The sequence below is a fragment of the Anabaena sp. FACHB-1237 genome (genome assembly GCF_014696225.1).
Classification (GTDB): Bacteria; Cyanobacteriota; Cyanobacteriia; order Cyanobacteriales; family Nostocaceae; genus FACHB-1237.
On sequence record NZ_JACJPV010000011.1, the window covers coordinates 1 to 19,186 of the forward strand.

At 34.4% G+C, this 19,186-nt stretch carries 15 protein-coding genes and 3 pseudogenes; 13 read left to right on the plus strand and 5 right to left on the minus strand.

Annotated elements, in window-relative coordinates:
- A pseudogene (locus H6F32_RS07885) lies at nt 1-1,365 on the plus strand (hypothetical protein); the annotation flags it as partial.
- Nucleotides 1,366-1,406: 41 nt separating this feature from the next.
- Here the strand turns inward: H6F32_RS07885 and H6F32_RS07890 are convergent.
- Nucleotides 1,407-3,506 (minus strand): S8 family serine peptidase, encoded by a 2,100-nt coding sequence (locus H6F32_RS07890; protein ID WP_395939585.1) that lies wholly within the window; start codon nt 3,504-3,506, stop codon nt 1,407-1,409.
- Between the two features lie 280 nt (nt 3,507-3,786).
- Between H6F32_RS07890 and H6F32_RS07895 the strand changes: the two genes are divergently transcribed.
- From H6F32_RS07895 to H6F32_RS07910, 4 genes are all read left to right on the plus strand, one after another.
- A complete protein-coding gene (locus H6F32_RS07895; RefSeq protein ID WP_190368787.1) occupies nt 3,787-4,341 on the plus strand; it encodes a hypothetical protein in 555 nt (184 codons plus the stop codon).
- An 87-nt stretch (nt 4,342-4,428) separates the two neighbouring features.
- Nucleotides 4,429-4,680 (plus strand): BolA family protein, encoded by a 252-nt coding sequence (locus H6F32_RS07900; protein ID WP_190368869.1) that lies wholly within the window; start codon nt 4,429-4,431, stop codon nt 4,678-4,680.
- A gap of 41 nt (nt 4,681-4,721) precedes the next feature.
- Nucleotides 4,722-5,045, plus strand: a complete 324-nt coding sequence (grxD, locus tag H6F32_RS07905; protein WP_190368788.1) for a Grx4 family monothiol glutaredoxin — start codon at nt 4,722-4,724, stop codon at nt 5,043-5,045.
- Between the two features lie 316 nt (nt 5,046-5,361).
- Nucleotides 5,362-6,165, plus strand: coding sequence for a DNA adenine methylase (locus H6F32_RS07910; RefSeq protein ID WP_190368789.1), 804 nt, complete (start codon nt 5,362-5,364; stop codon nt 6,163-6,165).
- A 142-nt stretch (nt 6,166-6,307) separates the two neighbouring features.
- On the opposite strand, the gene H6F32_RS07915 is transcribed toward H6F32_RS07910, so the two are convergent.
- On the minus strand, nt 6,308-7,471 hold the full coding sequence (locus H6F32_RS07915) for a 2-isopropylmalate synthase (protein ID WP_190368790.1): 1,164 nt from the start codon (nt 7,469-7,471) through the stop codon (nt 6,308-6,310).
- Nucleotides 7,472-8,099: 628 nt separating this feature from the next.
- On the opposite strand from H6F32_RS07915, the gene H6F32_RS07920 reads away from it, so the two are divergent.
- Nucleotides 8,100-8,315 carry a hypothetical protein gene (locus H6F32_RS07920; protein ID WP_190368791.1) on the plus strand — a complete coding sequence of 72 codons (216 nt, stop codon included), beginning with the start codon at nt 8,100-8,102 and terminating at the stop codon, nt 8,313-8,315.
- Between the two features lie 10 nt (nt 8,316-8,325).
- Here H6F32_RS07920 and H6F32_RS07925 read toward each other — a convergent pair whose 3' ends face one another.
- From H6F32_RS07925 to H6F32_RS07935, 3 genes are all read right to left on the minus strand, one after another.
- A complete protein-coding gene (locus H6F32_RS07925; RefSeq protein ID WP_190368870.1) occupies nt 8,326-8,547 on the minus strand; it encodes a ferredoxin-thioredoxin reductase variable chain in 222 nt (73 codons plus the stop codon).
- Nucleotides 8,548-8,612: 65 nt separating this feature from the next.
- Nucleotides 8,613-10,559 (minus strand): protein phosphatase 2C domain-containing protein, encoded by a 1,947-nt coding sequence (locus H6F32_RS07930; protein ID WP_190368792.1) that lies wholly within the window; start codon nt 10,557-10,559, stop codon nt 8,613-8,615.
- 284 nt (nt 10,560-10,843) lie between these two features.
- Nucleotides 10,844-11,215 (minus strand): Fur family transcriptional regulator, encoded by a 372-nt coding sequence (locus H6F32_RS07935; RefSeq protein WP_190368793.1) that lies wholly within the window; start codon nt 11,213-11,215, stop codon nt 10,844-10,846.
- Between the two features lie 156 nt (nt 11,216-11,371).
- Here H6F32_RS07935 and H6F32_RS07940 point away from each other — a divergent pair.
- From H6F32_RS07940 to H6F32_RS07970, 7 genes and pseudogenes are all read left to right on the plus strand, one after another.
- Nucleotides 11,372-11,557: pseudogene (locus tag H6F32_RS07940) on the plus strand (Txe/YoeB family addiction module toxin); the annotation flags it as partial.
- A 65-nt stretch (nt 11,558-11,622) separates the two neighbouring features.
- Complete coding sequence (locus tag H6F32_RS07945) at nt 11,623-11,802, plus strand: hypothetical protein (protein WP_190368794.1); 180 nt, start codon at nt 11,623-11,625, stop codon at nt 11,800-11,802.
- A 421-nt stretch (nt 11,803-12,223) separates the two neighbouring features.
- Entirely contained in the window at nt 12,224-14,083 is a 1,860-nt protein-coding gene (locus tag H6F32_RS07950; protein WP_190368795.1) for an NAD(P)H-quinone oxidoreductase subunit F, read from the plus strand.
- An 83-nt stretch (nt 14,084-14,166) separates the two neighbouring features.
- The gene (locus H6F32_RS07955; RefSeq protein ID WP_190368796.1) at nt 14,167-14,877 is read left to right on the plus strand and encodes a carbonic anhydrase; all 711 of its coding nucleotides are present in this window, start codon (nt 14,167-14,169) and stop codon (nt 14,875-14,877) included.
- Between the two features lie 121 nt (nt 14,878-14,998).
- A complete protein-coding gene (locus H6F32_RS07960) occupies nt 14,999-16,504 on the plus strand; it encodes an NADH-quinone oxidoreductase subunit M (protein WP_190368797.1) in 1,506 nt (501 codons plus the stop codon).
- A 177-nt stretch (nt 16,505-16,681) separates the two neighbouring features.
- Entirely contained in the window at nt 16,682-18,004 is a 1,323-nt protein-coding gene (locus tag H6F32_RS07965; protein WP_190368798.1) for a CO2 hydration protein, read from the plus strand.
- A 362-nt stretch (nt 18,005-18,366) separates the two neighbouring features.
- A pseudogene (locus tag H6F32_RS07970) lies at nt 18,367-19,093 on the plus strand (Uma2 family endonuclease).
- The last annotated feature ends 93 nt before the right edge of the window (nt 19,094-19,186 follow it).

Below are 19,186 nucleotides of genomic sequence, written 5' to 3' on the forward strand. Positions count from 1 at the left end.
GGCGCTTCTGACTTGAGAGCTAATACCTTTGGACAGGGAAATGCAGGGACAGTCAAGATTACCGCTACTGATTCTGTCAAGCTCAATGGTAAAAGTAAAGTTAATAGTCAGGTAGGAGCATCAGGGGTAGGAAATGCTGGAGGTGTAGATATTTCTACTAATTCCTTAGAATTGCTGAATAGTTCTTTTATTGATGCTAGTACATTTGGTAAAGGAGATGCAGGAAGTATTACTATTAATACTCCAGAATTAAATATTGCTAATAGTGCAGTCATATCAGCATCAAATGTTAATGGTTTAGGAGGAAATATTAATATTACCGCTAATAAACTTACAGCTAATAATGGTGCGAACATTGTGACGAGAACATCAGGTAGTGCTAAAGCTGGAAATATCAACCTAAACATCAAGGATAATATTACCTTAGATGGCAAAACTACGGGACTATTTGCCAATACTCAAATAGGTTCAACAGGAGATAGTGGTAGTATTAATATTGACCCAGAAATATTCGTTATTAGAAATGGTGCAGGAATTGGAGTAAATAGCCAAGGAAGTGGAAAAGGAGGTAATATTTCTATTCAAGCAGGGACATTAACATTAGATAATAAAGCCTTCATGACAGCAGAAACTATTAATAATGAAGGGGGAGAAATTACCCTAAATATTAATGATTTATTATGGATGCGTCGTGGTAGTAGTCTTACAGCTACCGCAGGCACATCAGGAGCAGGAGGAAATGGTGGTAATATTAATATTAATGTGCCATTTATGATCAGTTTTGCTAGTGAAAATAATGATATTACAGCCAATGCTTTTGAAGGAAATGGCGGACAGATAAATATTACAACTAACACAATCTTTGGGTTAAAATTTAAACCTGAACAAACAAATTTTAGTGATATTACCGCATCTTCTCAATTTGGATTAAGTGGACAGGTTACTATTAATCGTTTAGATGTTGATCCCGCTAGAGGTTTAGTATCTTTACCTGTTAATCTACTTGATGCTTCTAGTCAACTTGGTCAAGGTTGCAGAAAGGGAAGATTAGCACGTCAAGAAAATAGATTTAATATTATTGGTAAAGGAGGTTTACCATCTCATCCTGGTGATTTATTTACTGGTACAACACCATTAGTAAATTTGGTAGATATTCAAACCACAAAAACTAGTCAAGAGACGATTAAACCTGTGGTTATTGATCAAAATAATCAAAAAGTGAATCTGAAAAATCGAGTTATTCAGCAAGCACAAGGATGGGTATTTACTAATGATGGTAAGGTGATTTTAACCGCCGAAACACCACAAGCAACAGTGCAAAATTCTAGTTTAAATAATCCTGGTTGTGAGGTTTTTTCACAATAGTTCAGATCCCGGACTTCTTGAAGAAGTCCGGGATCTTTACATTAAGCATAGCTAATAATCAATTCCCAATTATTAATTCTACCTATATCTTGGGGTGCTAAATCAATTACTTGCAATTGCCAATTTCCCTGAGTAGGTAGGGAAATGAATTGTTTGAGGATGGGGTGCGATCGCATGGTATAATTATTTTGTAATTGAGTTTTTCTGCCTAAAGTACGACTTTGTAATAATACCCGTTTATTATTAGGAGAAGTTAGATAAATTTCTAAATCTCCTAAATATTCATGGGTAATATTTACTTTAACTTGAATATCATTAATAATACCACTTTCTTTAATAGCGATCGCACTTTTTACCCCTTTATTATCATTATCAGGTATTCGTAAAACCTCTGTGTTTTTCCCATAAATTTGTTTATTAACATTTCTACCTGTTCCTTGTAAACTTTTAGCTGCGCGTACAGCTTTAGCTGCATTTACTTTACCATAACCAAACCAAGAACTATAACCATTACTATTATAAGTTCCACCACGTAATTTTAATTGCGGATCAGGATTATTATCTATTATTTTATCCGCCGTATTTTGGAGAATATTTTTAACTTGTTGTGCTGTTAAATTAGGATTAGCTGATAATATTAAAGCAGCTACTCCAGCTACTATAGGAGTGGCGCTAGAAGTTCCCCCAAAATTACTAGTAAAATTCCCAGCATCATAACCAGAAGCACCAATTTGATCTGTAGTTAACATCCCCACTCCATAAAGGGAAGCAGCTATGGTAGGTTGAGTATAGACAAAACCTGTTTCTTGAAACCACATTCCTGGAGGTGCATTATTACTAGGAGCGCACACACAAATATTATCTCCCCAATTACTATAAGCAGCTTTTTGATTTAAACTAGTGGATGCTGACACAGTAATTACATCAGGATGAATAGCAAAACCATTTAACCAAGTTGTATTTCCTCTGACAATATTTTCCGGCCAATTTTGTTCATTAATTACCCCGTTAATGGGACGATTAGAATTACCAGCGGCAAAAACTATCACACATCCTTTACCATTTCTTCCATTAGTAGCTGCATAACTAATAGCAGCTTTTTGACGTAACGAAAGGGGGAAATAAACAGCAGATGCTCCCCAACTACAAGATATCACACTTGCCCCTTTTTCTACAGCCCAAGTGAAGATATTTTCAATAGTTTCATCATCTAAATATCCTGTAGTTCTAATAGGCATCATCGCACAACCAGGAGCAACTCCCACAATTCCTGTTCCTGTTTCTTCTGCTACTGCTAACCCAGCGCAAGCTGTACCATGACTGGTTTCTTTTTCTCCAGGTAATGGTAAAAAATCATTTTCTTTTAAATCTCTAGGTGCTACAATTTTACCAGTGCCTTGAAAATCTGGATGTCTTAAATCAAATGAATCATCTGCTATAGCTACTATCACAGAACGCACACCGCGAGTAATATCCCATGCTTGTTCTACCGCAATATGTGAACCTGCTATGATTTGATTTCCACCATTATTATTGAGATACCATTGTTGAGAATATAATGAATCTTTGGGTCTGTAATGAGGTTCTTGTTGAATAATAATATTAGGTTCACTAGCTAATACTTCTGATAAGTTTTGTAGTCTATTAGCAATTTTTACGGGGTTTTCTGAGGCATTTTTACTAACCAAAAATACAAAGGCATTTGCTATACCCATAATGGGTTTATCCTGACTTAATTTGAAGTTATTAGCGATCGCCTTAATCTTATTATTATCTACCCAACTAGCAAATTGAATACTTATTTGATCACTCAAATATACAAATGTCCCTGGGTTATTTTTCATCACATATACATGACTGACAAAATCTACATTTTCATCAGCCCTAGCTTGAGACATTGCTGTTTCTAATTGATCAGGATTTACAGTATATAATTCAAGTTTAGCTTGTTTAATACTACTTCTCCACACACCCCAAGAAACTTGGGATATTTTCTCCACAGCAAAGGTATTTTTTGGCCTAATAGTAAACCGATATAATGCTTTTTCTAAAATTAGTTCTTCTCCACCTCTTTGTAATATAATTTGTTCATTACTTTGTTCTTTTTTTTCTGGTACATCTGCTCTATTAAAATTTGTCATATCCATAATATTACTCATAACTTATCAAAAATGTATGATCAAGTTGGGGAACTTAGTAAAAGCCACTTACTGTCAATTAACCTAGTTCTACCCAGATATTTCCGCTATTTAGCTATGTCAGGCGTGACAAATTTACCGTTTCTATTATACTCCAATCAGCAAATTTAGGTATCTGATTTTTTTGCAGCTAATTGGCCTAATTTTTATGTATTTTTGTAACAAATAGAGTTAAGATGACAAAGTTTCCTGACATTTTTTTGTAAACCTGTAGTCAAAACCCATGAAAACTGCTCAAATTCTCCTTTCTTCAGCATTTTCCATAATAACATTAATGGGAGTATTATCTCCTGTATATGCTCAAAAATCTCCTGAGAAAAAAGAATTAGATACACTAAGTCCTGTTAATTCTAGTACTAGTGAATTAAGTATCAGTGCCGGCGATCGCTTAATAAAAGAAGCAGCACAAGCAATATCCAGTCAAAATTATCCTCTGGCTGCTAAAAAACTTCAAGACGCTCGACAAACATATAACCAACTATCTAAACTTTATCAAGACTTAAATACTAGTTTTGCGGGTATTGATCTTCGTATAGCGGACTCACTCCGACAAAAAGCACTACAAACAGCACAAAAGAGAGATGAAGCAACCTATCAACTAGCTTTGGTGAATCGAGCGCAAAATAAGCCAGAACTAGCAGTACCATTATTAGTGGAAATAATTAAAAGTCAAAACCCTACTAGAGAACTAGGAACAAAAGCGTATCAACAATTATTTGAGTTAGGTTTTGTAGATACACAGTTTCCCCGCACAACTAACTCAGGATCTACAAAATAATATGGATAAATTCTCAGAATGCTAATTTTACCACATCAATGTTAAAATACCCCATAATACCATCAGTTAACCTTTTCGGGAATGGCGATGATTACTCCACAGCAAGTTGAAGCGATGATCAAGGCACAACTAACGGATGCTCAAGTGCAAGTACAAGATTTGACAGGTGGTGGTGATCACTATCAGGTAACAGTCATTTCATCACAATTTGCAGGTAAAAGACTAGTACAACAACACCAACTAGTCTATGGTGCTTTGCAAAGTGCTATGGCTACAGAAGCTATTCATGCTTTAGCTATTAAAACCTATACTCCTGAAACTTGGCAAACAGCAATATAATTGAAACATTGATAACTGAAAAACACGGAAATAACTAAATCATGACTCCAGAAGTAAAAGCAAAAATTGATAAATTGATCCAAGACAACAAGATTATGGTATTTATGAAGGGAACTAAATTGATGCCTCAATGCGGTTTCTCTAATAATGTTGTGCAAATTCTCAATACTTTGGGAGTTCCCTTTGAAACATTAGACGTACTCTCGGATTATGAAATTCGTCAAGGTATCAAAGAATATTCTAACTGGCCGACAATTCCTCAAGTTTACATTAATGGAGAGTTTATTGGCGGTTCTGATGTGATGATTGAAATGTATAATAACGGTGAACTACAACAAACTGTGGAAGTAGCACTGGCTTCTTAAAATATTAAGAGGTAAGAGGTAATAGGTAATAGGTAACAGGTAACTTTCACCTGTTAACTTTATTTATTACTTAAATTTTAATCTTCAATTAAACTTAATAACTAGATTAAAACTGACTGGTAAAAATATAGTTGGTGATATTATTTTACCAGATGCGACAATGGAAGATTTAGAAAGGTTCTTAGCGGATAATAAGAATAACTTTAAAAGCAAGCAAAAAGAAATTATTAAAAAACTAGTGATAGAATCAACAAATAATGCTAGAATAAAAATACAAATATCTGCTAATTCCTCAATATAACTTAATAACTTGCTTATGATTAAAAGTCCTCTTCGTTATCCCGGTGGGAAATCAAGAGCAATTAAACAAATAACCGCACATTTACCCACAAACTTTACAGAATTTAGAGAACCATTAGTAGGCGGTGGTTCTGTATTTATTTATCTTAAACAAACCTACCCTGATTTAAAAGTTTGGATTAATGATTTAAACCCAGAACTATATTTATTTTGGCATATTACCCAAACAAATTTACCTCAGTTAGTTGCAGAAGTTCAGCATATTAAAGAAACTCAAAAAGATGGAAAAAAGATATTTTTAGAATTAACTAATATAGAAGATATTAACAAATTAACTGATTTAGAAAGAGCAGTACGTTTTTTTGTCCTTAACAGAATTACCTTTTCTGGTACAATAGAATCAGGAGGTTTTTCCTTAGAAGCATTTCATAAACGCTTTACCGATTCATCCATAGCAAGACTAGAAAAATTAGCTGATATTGTCACACCAGATATTAAAATTACCAATTTAGATTATGGTGAAATATTACAAAGAGAAGGTAAAGATGTATTTATATTTCTTGATCCTCCTTATGTGAGCAATAAAAATTCTAAATTGTATGGTAAAGATGGAGATTTACATATTAAATTTAATCATCAAAAATTTGCCGATGATTTAAAAAAATGTCCTTACCAATGGTTAGTTACCTATGATAATTCCCAGGAAGTACATCAAAACTTTTCTTGGGCTAAAATTACTCCTTGGGAACTACAATATGGTATGAACAATTATAAACAAAAAACAGCCGCCAAAGGACAAGAATTATTTATTAGTAATTAATTGATGTTTAAATAGTGTTAATAGATACTATAAATAGTTTTTAAAAACTTTAAAAAACAATAGTTCTTATATCATCAATTATCCAAGGACGATATTATCAGGCAATTTCATTATTTTGATTATTACAGTCTTCAAACCTATCCTAACTGTAATGTTTCAATGACTTTTCAATAATTAAAGGTAATTCTGTTTCAATATCTATAGAATTTCCTTGTTTAGCCATGAGTTTAACTTCTGTGATAATCTTGATCACCAAATCCTGATTGTTTAATAAATCTTCTCTACCGATTTGTTTTAAAGACATTTCTATAGCCGCATATCCTGATTGTATTCCCAAGGAGAATTTACTTTTGATGCCTAAAATTTCTGGATGAATACTTTGATATAACATTTGATTTTTGGCGATCGCTTTTACATGAACTCCGGCATAATGAGTAAAGGCATGACTTCCCATAATTGGTTGATGGGGAGGAAGAGGAATATAACAATTTTCACTGACAAATTTATATAAATCTTGTAAATATTCCAATTGCCATGATTTTTCATCTTCTCCCATATCTATTAAATTTATCAGTAATTGGGCTAAATCTACAATACCTGCTCTTTCTCCTAAACCCATAGTAGTAACATCTATAATATCTGCTCCTCCTCGATAAGCATCTAAAGCATTTGCTAAAGCTAATCCCTTATCATTATGACAGTGAACTTCTATTTGTGGATGTAAATTTTGTTTTTTTAATTCCTCCTTTAAAGTTTTCACATAAAAATACATACTTCTTTGCGGATCAAAAGGGTTACTATATCCTGTAGTATCTGCAATACTAATAATATTTACTCCTGCTTGTACCGCAGCACTAGCAGCAGCAATAATATTTTTCATCGGCGATCGCACCGCATCTTCTGGTGTATATCTAATTAATAAATTAGGATTTTTTTCCCTAGCAAAACTAACAACTTTAATAATTTTTTCAATCGCTGTTTCTAGATTAATATGATAATCTTCATCTAATCTTTTTTGAGACACACTAAAAAACACACCTAAAAAATCAACACCACAATCTAAAACTTTTTGGACATTATCTATATTACATAATGAATGAGCCCCAATTTTGGACTTAAATCCCCCTTGGACAATTTTAGTAATAGCTAAAGCAATTTCACTATCCACTGCGGGATTACCAGCTTCAATAATATCCACTCCTATCTGATCTAAAAATTCTGCAATTCGCATTTTTTTATCTGGAGAAAAATATACTCCTGGAGTTTGTTCTCCCTCTCTTAAAGTAGAATCAAGAATTTTAATCATATTGATTAATTAGGGTATCAGCAGTTCAGATAATATAGCATTTCCGAATATAAACAATTTATTTTTTTTATTGATTCTTTTGGAGAATCAATATTTTTGATGTCAGAAATCTCAAATTTATGATACAGTACTTACGCAACTGGCACATTGGTAGGGTGTGGTTCGACAAGCTCACCAACTACGTCAGACAGTATAAATCATGTAAATAACCAAATTGTTCATATCTGACGCACCCGACAACAGATTTTTTAGTGTGACACTTGCGTAAATCCTATGATAATCTGGATCATCTCGTAAATCATCATTTACGGTTTTTACCACTACATAAGCCTGTAAATATTCATACAAAATTTTATAAGTAATCCCAAAACCGCCTTGTCCCAGAATTAGACTCTATAATAAATATACTTACCATTTTGCCAAACCATTGGTTAAAGATGGCCAAAAAAAGGTTAAAAGTTATGTTTATTTTAGCACAATGATAGGCAAATCTCTACAATAGCTTGTAAAATTATGTTCACAACAACAAAATTACAAGGGTTTTATTAATATTGTAAGCTATCAGTCATTAGCCGTCAGCTATCAGCTTACTGATCACTGAATACTCACTACTAATTCCTCAAAAGCTATGAAAGAACTACCATATATTGTGCCTTCATCCCAAGCGGAAATACAAGAAGCCTTTGCGGTTCATCAAACCACCTATGAATTTTACTATGAAGTGAAAACCCGCAGTGAATTTAACCGTTATTGTCAGTGGTATTATCAAACTGCGGCAGAAAATAGGAGAGAACTGGCGAAAATGCGCGGCGAACCCAATATTTTGTCCTGGTTTCGCCGCTAAATCGCTAATTTTAGATGATTTCTAGTTCATTCTCGCGTAAATGTGCCTTAAATTTCTTACTAAACTGTACTAACAGAGGAAAGTTAGCACTAACGGGTCTATCATGCCATTGGGTAACAATAGCAGAAACTTCACCTTCTGCACCCTGGAGGTCAAAGGCTTGACCACGATGTTCAGGATTATGATAGACTATGACTGACTCTTTAACACGAACGCGATCGCCTACTTTCATCACATTATCTGATCTAATATTTGTTTGAATGCCAAATCTCATTCTACAGTAACTTGCAACCACTACTAACGATTACTAGGACAAAATTCTCGCACTTTTTGGGGTAATTGCCTACACATCTGGGAAAATGATTGAGGTGATATTTGCCACAACGTAAATAAACTTAAACCTCCACTACCTAAAAGTAACAAAAATAGCCCTATTAAACCCTTGACTTTTCTTGACTTTCGTGGTGAACGTTCTTGTATCATGGTTAAATCTAACAAAGCCTGAGAGCTAGGAGCCAATTCCTCTTTTATGGGTGTTGGTACAACTAATGCTTCTGAGTCAGGAATAGTTAAAGGTTGAGGGGCAAGAATTTCTGCCGGAGGTGCAGGTACAATAGCAGTATTTGATGGTTGAGAAACGCGGTAAAGAGTTAACACCACAGATATATTATCTTGGGCATTTTTTTCATTAGCTAATTTAATTAATTCTTGAGTAGCATCTTCAATTTTTAAGTCCCCAGTTAATACAGGAATAGCATAATCTTGCCAATATTGCGATAATAAATTGTGATCACTTAAACCATCGGAACAAAGTAATAAAATACCATCTTCTTCAATGATAAATCTTTGAATAGTAAAGTTAATAAATTCACTTTCTTTTGTACCTAATGCTTGAGTTAAAGCATGGGCATCTGGTTTTTGTAATGCCTGCCAATATAAACTTCTACCTGTACTAACTTCTCGTTTAATGAGATCATCATCTACAGTTAATAATTGACAAGAATTATTAGTTATCCAATAAGCGCGACTATCTCCTATATGGGCTAAATAAAGTTCATGGGAATTACCTAAATATTCATCTGATATAAAAACTTTTTGCGGTATTTGTACAGCCATAACTAATGTTGTAGCCATGCGTTCTTTTCCTTGACAGTGTTGTTCATCATTGCGATACCAAACCACATTATTAACTACTCGTAAACAAGACTCCAATTGTTTTTTAATTAGTTTTGGAGTCATAATTTCTTTTTGTTCTTCAACTTCTACCAAAAATGCTTGAACTTGCAATTTTAAAGACTTTAATGCTAATTGACTAGCAACTTCTCCTCCAGCGTGGCCACCAATACCATCACAAACAATGGATAATTTTGATTGTAATACTTCTTGGTAATCATGATCATAAAGATTGACATTATTAGGATAACAAGCATCTTCATTATGTTTAATAACAGGACCTGTATCAGTTCCTCCAGCTACACTTAAATATAATGGTAGTCTGGCTGCTGACATCAGTAATAGGGAGTTTAATTCATTGCTAATAGTAGAAAATTCAATTTCTGGCTGACAAATTAAATCAATTATTTCTAATATTTTCTTATCTGTAGTTTGATTTCCTAGCCAATCTTGCCAAAATTCTCCTAAATGTTGTAACCTAAGATTTTCTGGATTTTGGTATAATTGTAATAAACGTACACACCAACCTTGAACTCGGAGATTTTCAGGAATTAATAAACTTTGACTAACTCCTAATTCTGATAATGGTTGCCATAAATTGAGAATTTGCCATAACCAATAAATTTTTCTAACTCTGGAGGTTTGACTCCATAATTCATGAATAGATGGGTAAATATTTCCAGTTTCATCTATAGGAACATTTTCTAATAGTAATATCTCTGATATATCTGGTGAATTTGTGTTTGCAAAATTAGTAAAACCGTACGCTTGTGGTATGTGTAAATTCTGGGAATATAAACGCGAATAAGGAATAACAATCTCTGGTAATTCTGAAGGAGCATCCGGTGATAATGATGGTTTACTATCTAACCAAATTTGTGGTTTGATTACTTCATATCTATCTGCTACTTTCGTTTGTACAGGTATTTGTTCAGTATCTTTACCTATAGCCCAAAGATAACGATATATTAAAGGTGTTTGGCAATAATGACAATTTGTCTCTCCCACAATGTTAATAGGCTGCTCACATTCTGGATTAGGACAATTAATGATAAGTTGATTGTAAGGCATAATAAAAGAGAATATTCAGGAGTCAGAAGTCAGGATATCAAAGAATGAGAAGTACGTGAAGAAGTTAAGATGTAAAATGCAAGGCTATTACCTATGGAAATATGTCTTATGCCACGCTGCGCTATTATTTCCACAGCAGGTTTATAAGCCAAACAAATAAGCCATTTGTGCCTTAAATTGATACTCATGACTACTGCTAAACTCCTACAGAAATTCAGGAGTCAGAAGATCAAGTTTTGACTTTTGACTTTTGACTTTTGACTTTTGACTTCACGCAGTGCACTCTATACACACTGATCACAAAGTCCAAAAAATTCCAAAGTATGATAAAATACCTTAAATTTATGGGTACTTTGTAATTGTTTCTCTAATTCATGTACCGGACATTCTTCAATAGGAATAGATATACCACATTGCAAACAGGTTAAATGGTGTTTATCTTCTTGTACTAAATTATAAACTGCTTCACTATTTGCTAAAATTCGCACCTGTACCAATCCTTCTAGCTTTAATGCTTCTAAAGAACGATAAACTGTAGCTAAACTTATATTTTGATTGCGGTTGCGTAATTCTATGTAAATATCTTGAGCAGAAATGCTTTTAGACATAGTTTTTAGCAAATTAAAAATTTGTTCTTTACTGCGGGTGCGTCTCATAGCATTTTAAAATATGAATGTCTCTTGAATCCACATAGCATAAGCTTTAATTTTACACTTTTGTGAATCATTTTACCATTTCTGGAATTTTGCAGCAATTCTCATTGCTAAAAACCAGTTATCTTGTACTATATTCTGAGTTCCAAAGTCCGGTAAGATAAAAATACTCTAAAAAGAATCAATAAACTTATTGAAGAAACCCTTGAGGGTATTGGTAAACCAGAACCTCTTCAGGAAAATTTAGCTGGATTTTGGTCACGACGAATTGATTATACAAATTGTTTAGTTTATGCAGTTGATGATGTTTATAGAACTATTATTTCTTGCCGATATCATTATTAAATTTACCACAAAAACATTTTACAATATCAATTAACCTTACTCGCAATAACTTCTCAATAACTGTTATGGAACGTCCCAAACTAGTCGCAATTATTACAGGTGCAGTTTCTATCATCCTCGCCATTTTGTATTTAATTCTTGTACAAGTCTTAGACTATCGGGATATGCAGCCAGCACCTGTTAGTCAACAGTCAGTTTTTAGTAATCAGCTTTCAGCAGTCAGCTATAAAATTTTTTCCGCATAATCTTGATTATTTAGCTATTAGTGTACCTAATTTAGAGTTAGCAGGCAGTATGCCTGCACTACTTTTTTTAATTAGATAAATATACATTTGACCTATATTTGACTTGTCTTTGATTTAATCCCAGCAGCTATCAGTCTAATAACTGATAAATAATCAATATCATAGATTAAAATCAATCATCTTAGTTAGATAATTCAATCCATAGAACTATAAGAATAAATTACATCAGATATCGCATATTGATCTAACTAAATAATTCCCTTTTGTGACATCTAAAGGTAATCTGTAAATAATAATATTAAGGGAAAATAAATGCCTTATTTTCACCGCTAAATCATAGCGAAAACCTACAGGGATCAAAGAAACTTGATTTTCTAAATGTTCTATAAATGATTCTTACTGACAATATAGAGGTACATTGATGTTTCAATCTTTCCTAGACAATGTTTGGTTAGTCCCTGTATATGCTTTATTGGGGGGAATTTTAGCCCTACCTTGGTCTCCGGGTATTATTCGCAGAACAGGACCAAGGCCAGCAGGCTATGTTAACTTAATTATGACTTCTTTGGCATTCTTGCATTCCACTTTAGCATTTCCTGGAACTTGGAATCATCCAGCTAAAGAAGTTTTAATTCCTTGGTTATCTACCGCAGGTCTAAATCTCACCATTAATTTAGAGATATCCTCTATTAGTGTGGGAGCATTAATCGTGATTACTGGCATAAATTTACTTGCTCAAATTTATGCTGTGGGTTACATGGAAATGGACTGGGGTTGGGGAAGGTTTTACTCATTATTAGGTTTATTTGAAGCTGGTTTATGTGCTTTAGCTTTGTGTAATAACCTATTTTTCAGTTATGTAGTTCTGGAAGTCCTGACTTTAGGAACTTATTTATTAGTGGGTTTATGGTTTAGTCAACCTCTGGTAGTTACTGGTGCACGAGATGCGTTTTTAACAAAGCGTGTTGGTGACTTATTTTTACTAATGGGAGTTTTAGGACTATGGACTTTAGCTGGAACTTGGGATTATAAAGACTTAGCAATATGGGCGCAAACTGCAAAAGTAGATCCCACAGTAATTACATTAGTTTGTTTGGCGTTGATAGCTGGACCAATGGGTAAATGCGCTCAATTTCCTTTGCATCTTTGGTTAGATGAAGCAATGGAAGGACCAGTTCCAAGTACCATTTTGCGTAATTCTGTGGTAGTGGCCAGTGGGGCATGGGTATTAATTAAATTACAACCTGTATTTAGTTTATCCCCCATAGCATCCTCCGCAATGGTAGGTATAGGTGCGGTTACAGCGATCGGAGGTTCATTAATAGCGATCGCTCAAATTGATATTAAACGCTGTCTATCCTACTCAGTTAGTGTATACATGGGACTAATATTTATTGCAGTAGGCACACAACAAGATGAAGCAGCATTATTACTAGTGTTAACCCATGCATTAGCTTCTGCACTATTAGTCATGAGTACAGGAGGTATAGTGTGGAACAGCGTTACCCAAGATGTTAGACAAATGGGCGGTTTATGGTCACGTCGTCCCATGTCTGGTTTAGCCTTCATTGTAGGAACCTTAGGACTCATAGGTTTTCCACCTTTAGGCAGTTTTTGGGCTTTGATGGAACTAGCAGATGGGTTATGGGGAAAACATCCTTGGTTAGTGGGAATAATTATTGCCGTTAATGCTTTAACAGCCTTTAGTTTAACCAGAGAATTTGGCTTAATTTTTGGTGGTAGGCCTAAACAAATGACGGAACGTTCTCCCGAAGCTATTTGGTTAATGGTCTTACCAATGATGATATTATTTGGCTTTGTGTTACATCTACCTTTAATATTACAAAGTTTATCATTATTGCCAAACTGGGCAACATTAAATAAAGACGTAGCCTTGCTATTAATTTGGTCAAGTATTTTCGGTTGTGGTACTAGTGCTGTGATTTATTTAGGCAATATTCCCAAACCAATACGTTTACCCTGGCAAGGTTTACAAAACTTACTTGCCTACGATTTTTACACCCCTAAACTGTACAAAATTACCATCATCTTTGGTGTAGCCCAATTAGCAAAATTAGCTGACATGGTTGACAGATTTGTAGTTGATGGGATAGTTAACTTTGTCGGGTTATTCTCCTTATTAGGAGGTGAAGGTTTAAAATACAGTACCAACGGACAAACCCAATTTTATGCCTTAACTTTGTTAGTCACAGTCAGTTTATTAGGAGTATGGGTAACATGGCCATTTTGGGGAGTACAATTTTTAGATTTAGTTTTTTAAAGTTTTTTAAAATATCTATGATTGTGATAACCATTGTTTGATACGATGATAATTAACTTATTCATTGTATTGAAAAAAATCTAATGAACAATCAACACCCAAAAAACCATCTTTCTCGCAGAAATTTACTACAAATAGGTACAGGAGTGGTTAGTGCTGGAGTAGCGGTAGGACTAGGTTCAAACTTATTAACACCAGAAACAGCCACAGCTAAAAATGTCGTTACACCAGATGATGCACTCAAAGCATTAATGGAAGGTAATCAGAGATTTACCCAGCAAAAACGCGGCTATAAAAATCAAGGTTACGCCAGATTAAAAGAAGTGGCTAAAGGTCAAAAACCCTTTGCTTCTATTCTCGGATGTGCTGACTCCAGAGTACCCGGAGAAATAGTTTTTGATCAAGGTTTAGGCGATTTATTTGTGTGTCGTGTTGCCGGTAATGTGGCCACTCCTGAAGAAATTGGTAGCCTAGAATTTGGTAGTCTAGTATTAGGTTCAAAATTGATTATCGTACTAGGTCATGAAAGATGTGGTGCGGTAGATGCAACAATTAAAGGTGCACAAGTACCTGGACAAATTGGTAGTTTATTAGCAGCCATTAAACCAGGTACTGATAAAGCTAAAGGAAAACCAGGAGATCGATTAGAAAATGCTGCTAAAGCTAACATTTTAGAACAAGTGGAAAAACTAAAAACATCAGCTGTTTTAGCTGAACTAATTAATGCCAATAAACTGAAAATAGTTGGCGGATATTATGACTTAGATACCGGAAAAGTCAGTTTAGTTAGTTAATTTGTAAGCTGTAAGTGTTAAAATGTTAGTTATTAGTCATCAGCAATAAATATGAAAATAAACTAGTTGGTAATTATATCAAAATTACCAATTAACAATCACCAATTAACAATCACCAATTATGCTAAGTGTTTTAATATGGGTGCCAATTATTGGTGCTGCTATTATCGGACTGTTACCAGATACAGTCATTCCTAAAAATAGAATTAGACTAGTATCTTTAACAATTGCTTTTTTTGTACTGCTGTGGAATGTTTTCATCCTGTTAAAATTCAATATTCATACTCCAGGGATGCAGTTTTCAGAATATTTATCTTGGAATGAAACCTTGGGTTTAAATTATCAAATAGGAGTGGATGGACTATCAATATTATTATTAGTATTGAATAGCTTGTTAACTTGGATAGCAATTTACAGTAGTAATGAAAATACTGAAAGGCCACGTTTATTTTACTCCATGATCTTATTAGTTAGCGGTGGAGTTGCTGGTGCTTTCTTAGCAGAGAATTTACTGCTGTTCTTCCTATTCTATGAATTGGAATTAATACCCTTTTATTTATTAATTTCTATTTGGGGAGGAGCAAAACGTGCCTACGCGGGAATGAAATTTCTGATTTATACAGCAGTTTCTGGCGCGTTTATTCTGGCAACATTTTTAGGCATAGTTTGGTTAAGCGGTTCTCACAGTTTTGCCTTTGATAATATTTCCACACAAAGCCTTTCTACAGGAATGCAAATATTATTATTAGTGGGCATAATTTTAGGTTTTGGTATCAAAATTCCTTTAATTCCCTTCCACACTTGGCTACCTGATGCTTATGTAGAAGCATCTGCACCCATCGCTATTTTATTAGGTGGTGTTTTAGCAAAATTAGGAACTTATGGACTCTTACGATTTGGTTTAGGTTTATTTCCCCAAGCATGGAACTTATTTGCACCGACATTAGCAATCTGGGGAGCTATTACAGCCATCTATGGAGCAGTAATAGCGATCGCTCAAAAAGATATTAAACGCATGGTAGCATATAGTTCTATTGGACACATGGGTTATATCTTACTAGCGGCAGCATCTAGTACCAACCTCTCCCTAGTGGGTGCAGTAGCGCAAATGTTCAGTCACGGTATTATATTAGCGATATTATTCCACTTAGTGGGAGTTGTGGAAGCCAAAGTAGGTACAAGAGAACTAGATCAACTCAACGGTTTAATGAGTCCCATACGCGGTTTACCTCTCATTAGTGCCTTATTAGTTCTAGGGGGGATGGCCAGCGCAGGTATTCCTGGGTTAACTGGTTTTATTGCTGAATTTATCGTTTTTCAAGGTAGTTTTAGCACTTTTCCCCTTCCCACATTATTATGTGTAGCTTCATCCGGTTTAACAGCGGTTTACTTCGTCATTCTGTTAAATCGCACTTGTTTCGGTAGGTTAAATAACGATTTAGCCTATTACCCTAAAGTGATATGGGCTGAAAAAATTCCAGCATTAATCTTAGCATCTTTAATCATCTTTTTAGGAGTACAACCTACTTGGTTAGTGCGTTGGAGTGAAACCACAACCACAGCAATGGTAGCAGCCATTCCTACACCTGAAAAAACAGAACAACAACAACAAATAGCTTTGAAGTAAGCTATCAGCGAAAAGTTGTAGGGTGCGTCAGATATCAAGAATCTGTTTATTGAGACAATTTATGCTGTCTGATGCACCCTACTAAAAAGCCCGCAAAACAATGTTTGAAAATGATCTTTTAAATATTTTTCATACCCTAAAAATTCCCAAAAATATTCAACACTATAGGAAAATCAAATGGTACAAACAACCGATAAACCAACCACAAAAATACCTCCATCAAACCACGAATTTGCAGAAGTAATTTATCGCTTAGAAGCCGGTGGTTCAATGCTACCAGATACACCAGAAAACCTGATGCAAATTATCGGTATTTATAAAGCCTACGCTGTACCGATGGATTTTTATTGGCGTGACTTACTTTACATAGCAGAAAGAGTATTTTTAAACCCATTACCTGCTTTTAAATACTTCCTACCTCAAGAATATTTAGACTTACATAATCATTATGCAGGAGATGATGCAGATTTAAGAATTTGGCGCGGTGAAGCTACCGCCCATCCTGAACTTCTGGCATTTATGGAAAAAGGTGAAACCACCAAAATGCCAAAAATTTGGCATCATTTATTCCATGACAGAATTAACATGGAATTTGCCGAGGCTTGTATGCAAGCAATGTTATGGCATCGCAAAATGTACGCCCCAGTAAATCAATTTGATGCCTATTTAGACTCAGAAGAATATAGAAATAATGCTGATATAGCCATTAAAGCCTACTTCCAAAAAAATCCCTTGATGTTAGGACTTTATAAACTATTTCCAGATATGTTTTTAGAACAGTGCCGCATGATGTCCTATTATTCCAACCTAGGGCTTTTCTGGGAAGTAATGGCACCTGTATTTTTTGAAATGTCTGATATTTACGATGAAGGCGGTTTTAAAGGTGTTCCTGATGCCATGAATTTCTTAATTAATGGTATTTTTGCCATTGCTGGCCGCCCCATTTATCATCATGTTTATATTGATGGTAAATGTTATGAAATAATTCCCAAGTCAAAAGGTTTTACTTGGTTATATGAAGCTGCTTTACCCTATGTGGAAGCTGTTTTTTATCGCACTGCACCATTTAGAGGTACTAAGTCTTATAATGCCCAAGCTGGACAAGTACCTGAAGATCAAAAAGACTTCCATTATGGTATTCTGTATGCGGATGTATTTCCCGTTGGTACTGCGGGTATTCCTCCCACATTATTAATGCAGGATATGTTACATTTTCTCCCCCAATATTTAGTGGACTATTATAAACAACATTGTCGGGGAGAAGAAGATATGTTGATTCAATTGGGTGTCACTTTTCAACGCTCAATGTATAATGTAACTTCTGCTGTTATTCAGGCTTTAAGAACTGCTTTGTTATATCCTTTAGATGATCCCAACCCTAGACATTTACAGGCCAATAGAGACTTTTTTGAAATGCAATTAAGTCGCTTTACTCGTGCTGACTATGGTATGCGAGATGCAGCAAGATTAAGAGCAATTCAACAACAAGATTATAGATAGTTTAAATCACTATTAACATCTTATTATAGGGGTTTAGTATTGCTAAACCCTTTGTGATTGCTGTGTTAACAGTATAAATCATGTAAATAACCAAATTGTTCATATTTGACGCACCCGACAACAGATTTTTTAGTGTGACACTTGCGTAAGTCCTAATAAAATAGTATAAATTAATATATACTTAGCAAATTTAGCAAATCACATACAGCAGTTTCGGTTATGATGAGGTACAGATGTTAATGATAAAACCCTTGTAACACAGGCATCTTGCTGTGTTCATAGTGTACCTCATGTAGATGGAATGTGCTGTATAATGATTAATAGATTCATCAGTGGCACTTGCAAATATTGCAGATACAAATATGGTACAACAACTTACACCACACACAAAATCAGAAATCATCTACCCTAATAGTGACGGAAAACCAATGGCAGATAATACCAAACAATATCAATGGATAGTCAAAATTAAAGAAAATTTATAAATACTCTTCGCATCAGACAATAATGTATTTATTGCTGGTGATTTACTGTGGTATCCTGTGGAGGGAAGTGTACAAATTTGTCAAGTGCCAGATGTATGGTTGTGTTTAGTAGAGAAAAAGGTGATAGAGGTTCTTATAAACAATGGCAAGAAAATAATATTGCACCCCAGGTAGTTTTTGAAATTCTATCTCCAGGAAACCGCACTAAAGAAATGGCTAAAAAAATACTATTCTATCAAAGATATGGAGTAGAGGAATATTATATTTACAATCCTGATACTATAGAATTAAGGGGATTTATGTTGGTGGAAAATTGGTTTGAAGCAATTGAAGAAATCAATAATTGGGTAAGTCCACGGTGAGGAATACGGTTTGAATTAACATCAGATAATTTAGAAGATGAATTAAAAATCTATTACCCTGATGGTAGTAAATTTCTCACATCTATTGAATTGAGTTAAATCAACAATTGCAAAAAGAACGTCAAAATTATCAAGACTTATTAGCAAAATTAGAAGCTAAAGCAATTGATATAAATAGTGTGCAAAACTTAGATCCCCGACTTCTTAAAGTTAAAGAAGTCGGGAATCTGAAGAAGACGTAGACTATGCTATAGTTTTAATTATGGAATTAATTAGAAACTATACAAGATAGTTCCGAGAACTTTAATTCTTGTGTAGAGTCTTGTTCAATGATA

What these genes read in the sequence shown, in the direction of transcription:
- H6F32_RS07925 (WP_190368870.1), bottom strand. Translation starts at nt 8,547, where the DNA reads ATGAAAGTAGGCGATCGCGTTCGTGTTAAAGAGTCAGTCATAGTCTAT.
- H6F32_RS07910 (WP_190368789.1), top strand. Translation starts at nt 5,362, where the DNA reads ATGATTAAAAGTCCTCTTCGTTATCCCGGTGGGAAATCAAGAGCAATT.
- H6F32_RS07920 (WP_190368791.1), top strand. Translation starts at nt 8,100, where the DNA reads ATGAAAGAACTACCATATATTGTGCCTTCATCCCAAGCGGAAATACAA.
- H6F32_RS07935 (WP_190368793.1), bottom strand. Translation starts at nt 11,215, where the DNA reads ATGAGACGCACCCGCAGTAAAGAACAAATTTTTAATTTGCTAAAAACT.
- H6F32_RS07965 (WP_190368798.1), top strand. Translation starts at nt 16,682, where the DNA reads ATGGTACAAACAACCGATAAACCAACCACAAAAATACCTCCATCAAAC.
- H6F32_RS07890 (WP_395939585.1), bottom strand. Translation starts at nt 3,506, where the DNA reads ATGACAAATTTTAATAGAGCAGATGTACCAGAAAAAAAAGAACAAAGT.
- H6F32_RS07945 (WP_190368794.1), top strand. Translation starts at nt 11,623, where the DNA reads ATGGAACGTCCCAAACTAGTCGCAATTATTACAGGTGCAGTTTCTATC.
- H6F32_RS07915 (WP_190368790.1), bottom strand. Translation starts at nt 7,471, where the DNA reads ATGATTAAAATTCTTGATTCTACTTTAAGAGAGGGAGAACAAACTCCA.
- H6F32_RS07960 (WP_190368797.1), top strand. Translation starts at nt 14,999, where the DNA reads ATGCTAAGTGTTTTAATATGGGTGCCAATTATTGGTGCTGCTATTATC.
- H6F32_RS07900 (WP_190368869.1), top strand. Translation starts at nt 4,429, where the DNA reads ATGATTACTCCACAGCAAGTTGAAGCGATGATCAAGGCACAACTAACG.
- H6F32_RS07950 (WP_190368795.1), top strand. Translation starts at nt 12,224, where the DNA reads ATGTTTCAATCTTTCCTAGACAATGTTTGGTTAGTCCCTGTATATGCT.
- H6F32_RS07955 (WP_190368796.1), top strand. Translation starts at nt 14,167, where the DNA reads ATGAACAATCAACACCCAAAAAACCATCTTTCTCGCAGAAATTTACTA.
- H6F32_RS07895 (WP_190368787.1), top strand. Translation starts at nt 3,787, where the DNA reads ATGAAAACTGCTCAAATTCTCCTTTCTTCAGCATTTTCCATAATAACA.
- grxD (WP_190368788.1), top strand. Translation starts at nt 4,722, where the DNA reads ATGACTCCAGAAGTAAAAGCAAAAATTGATAAATTGATCCAAGACAAC.
- H6F32_RS07930 (WP_190368792.1), bottom strand. Translation starts at nt 10,559, where the DNA reads ATGCCTTACAATCAACTTATCATTAATTGTCCTAATCCAGAATGTGAG.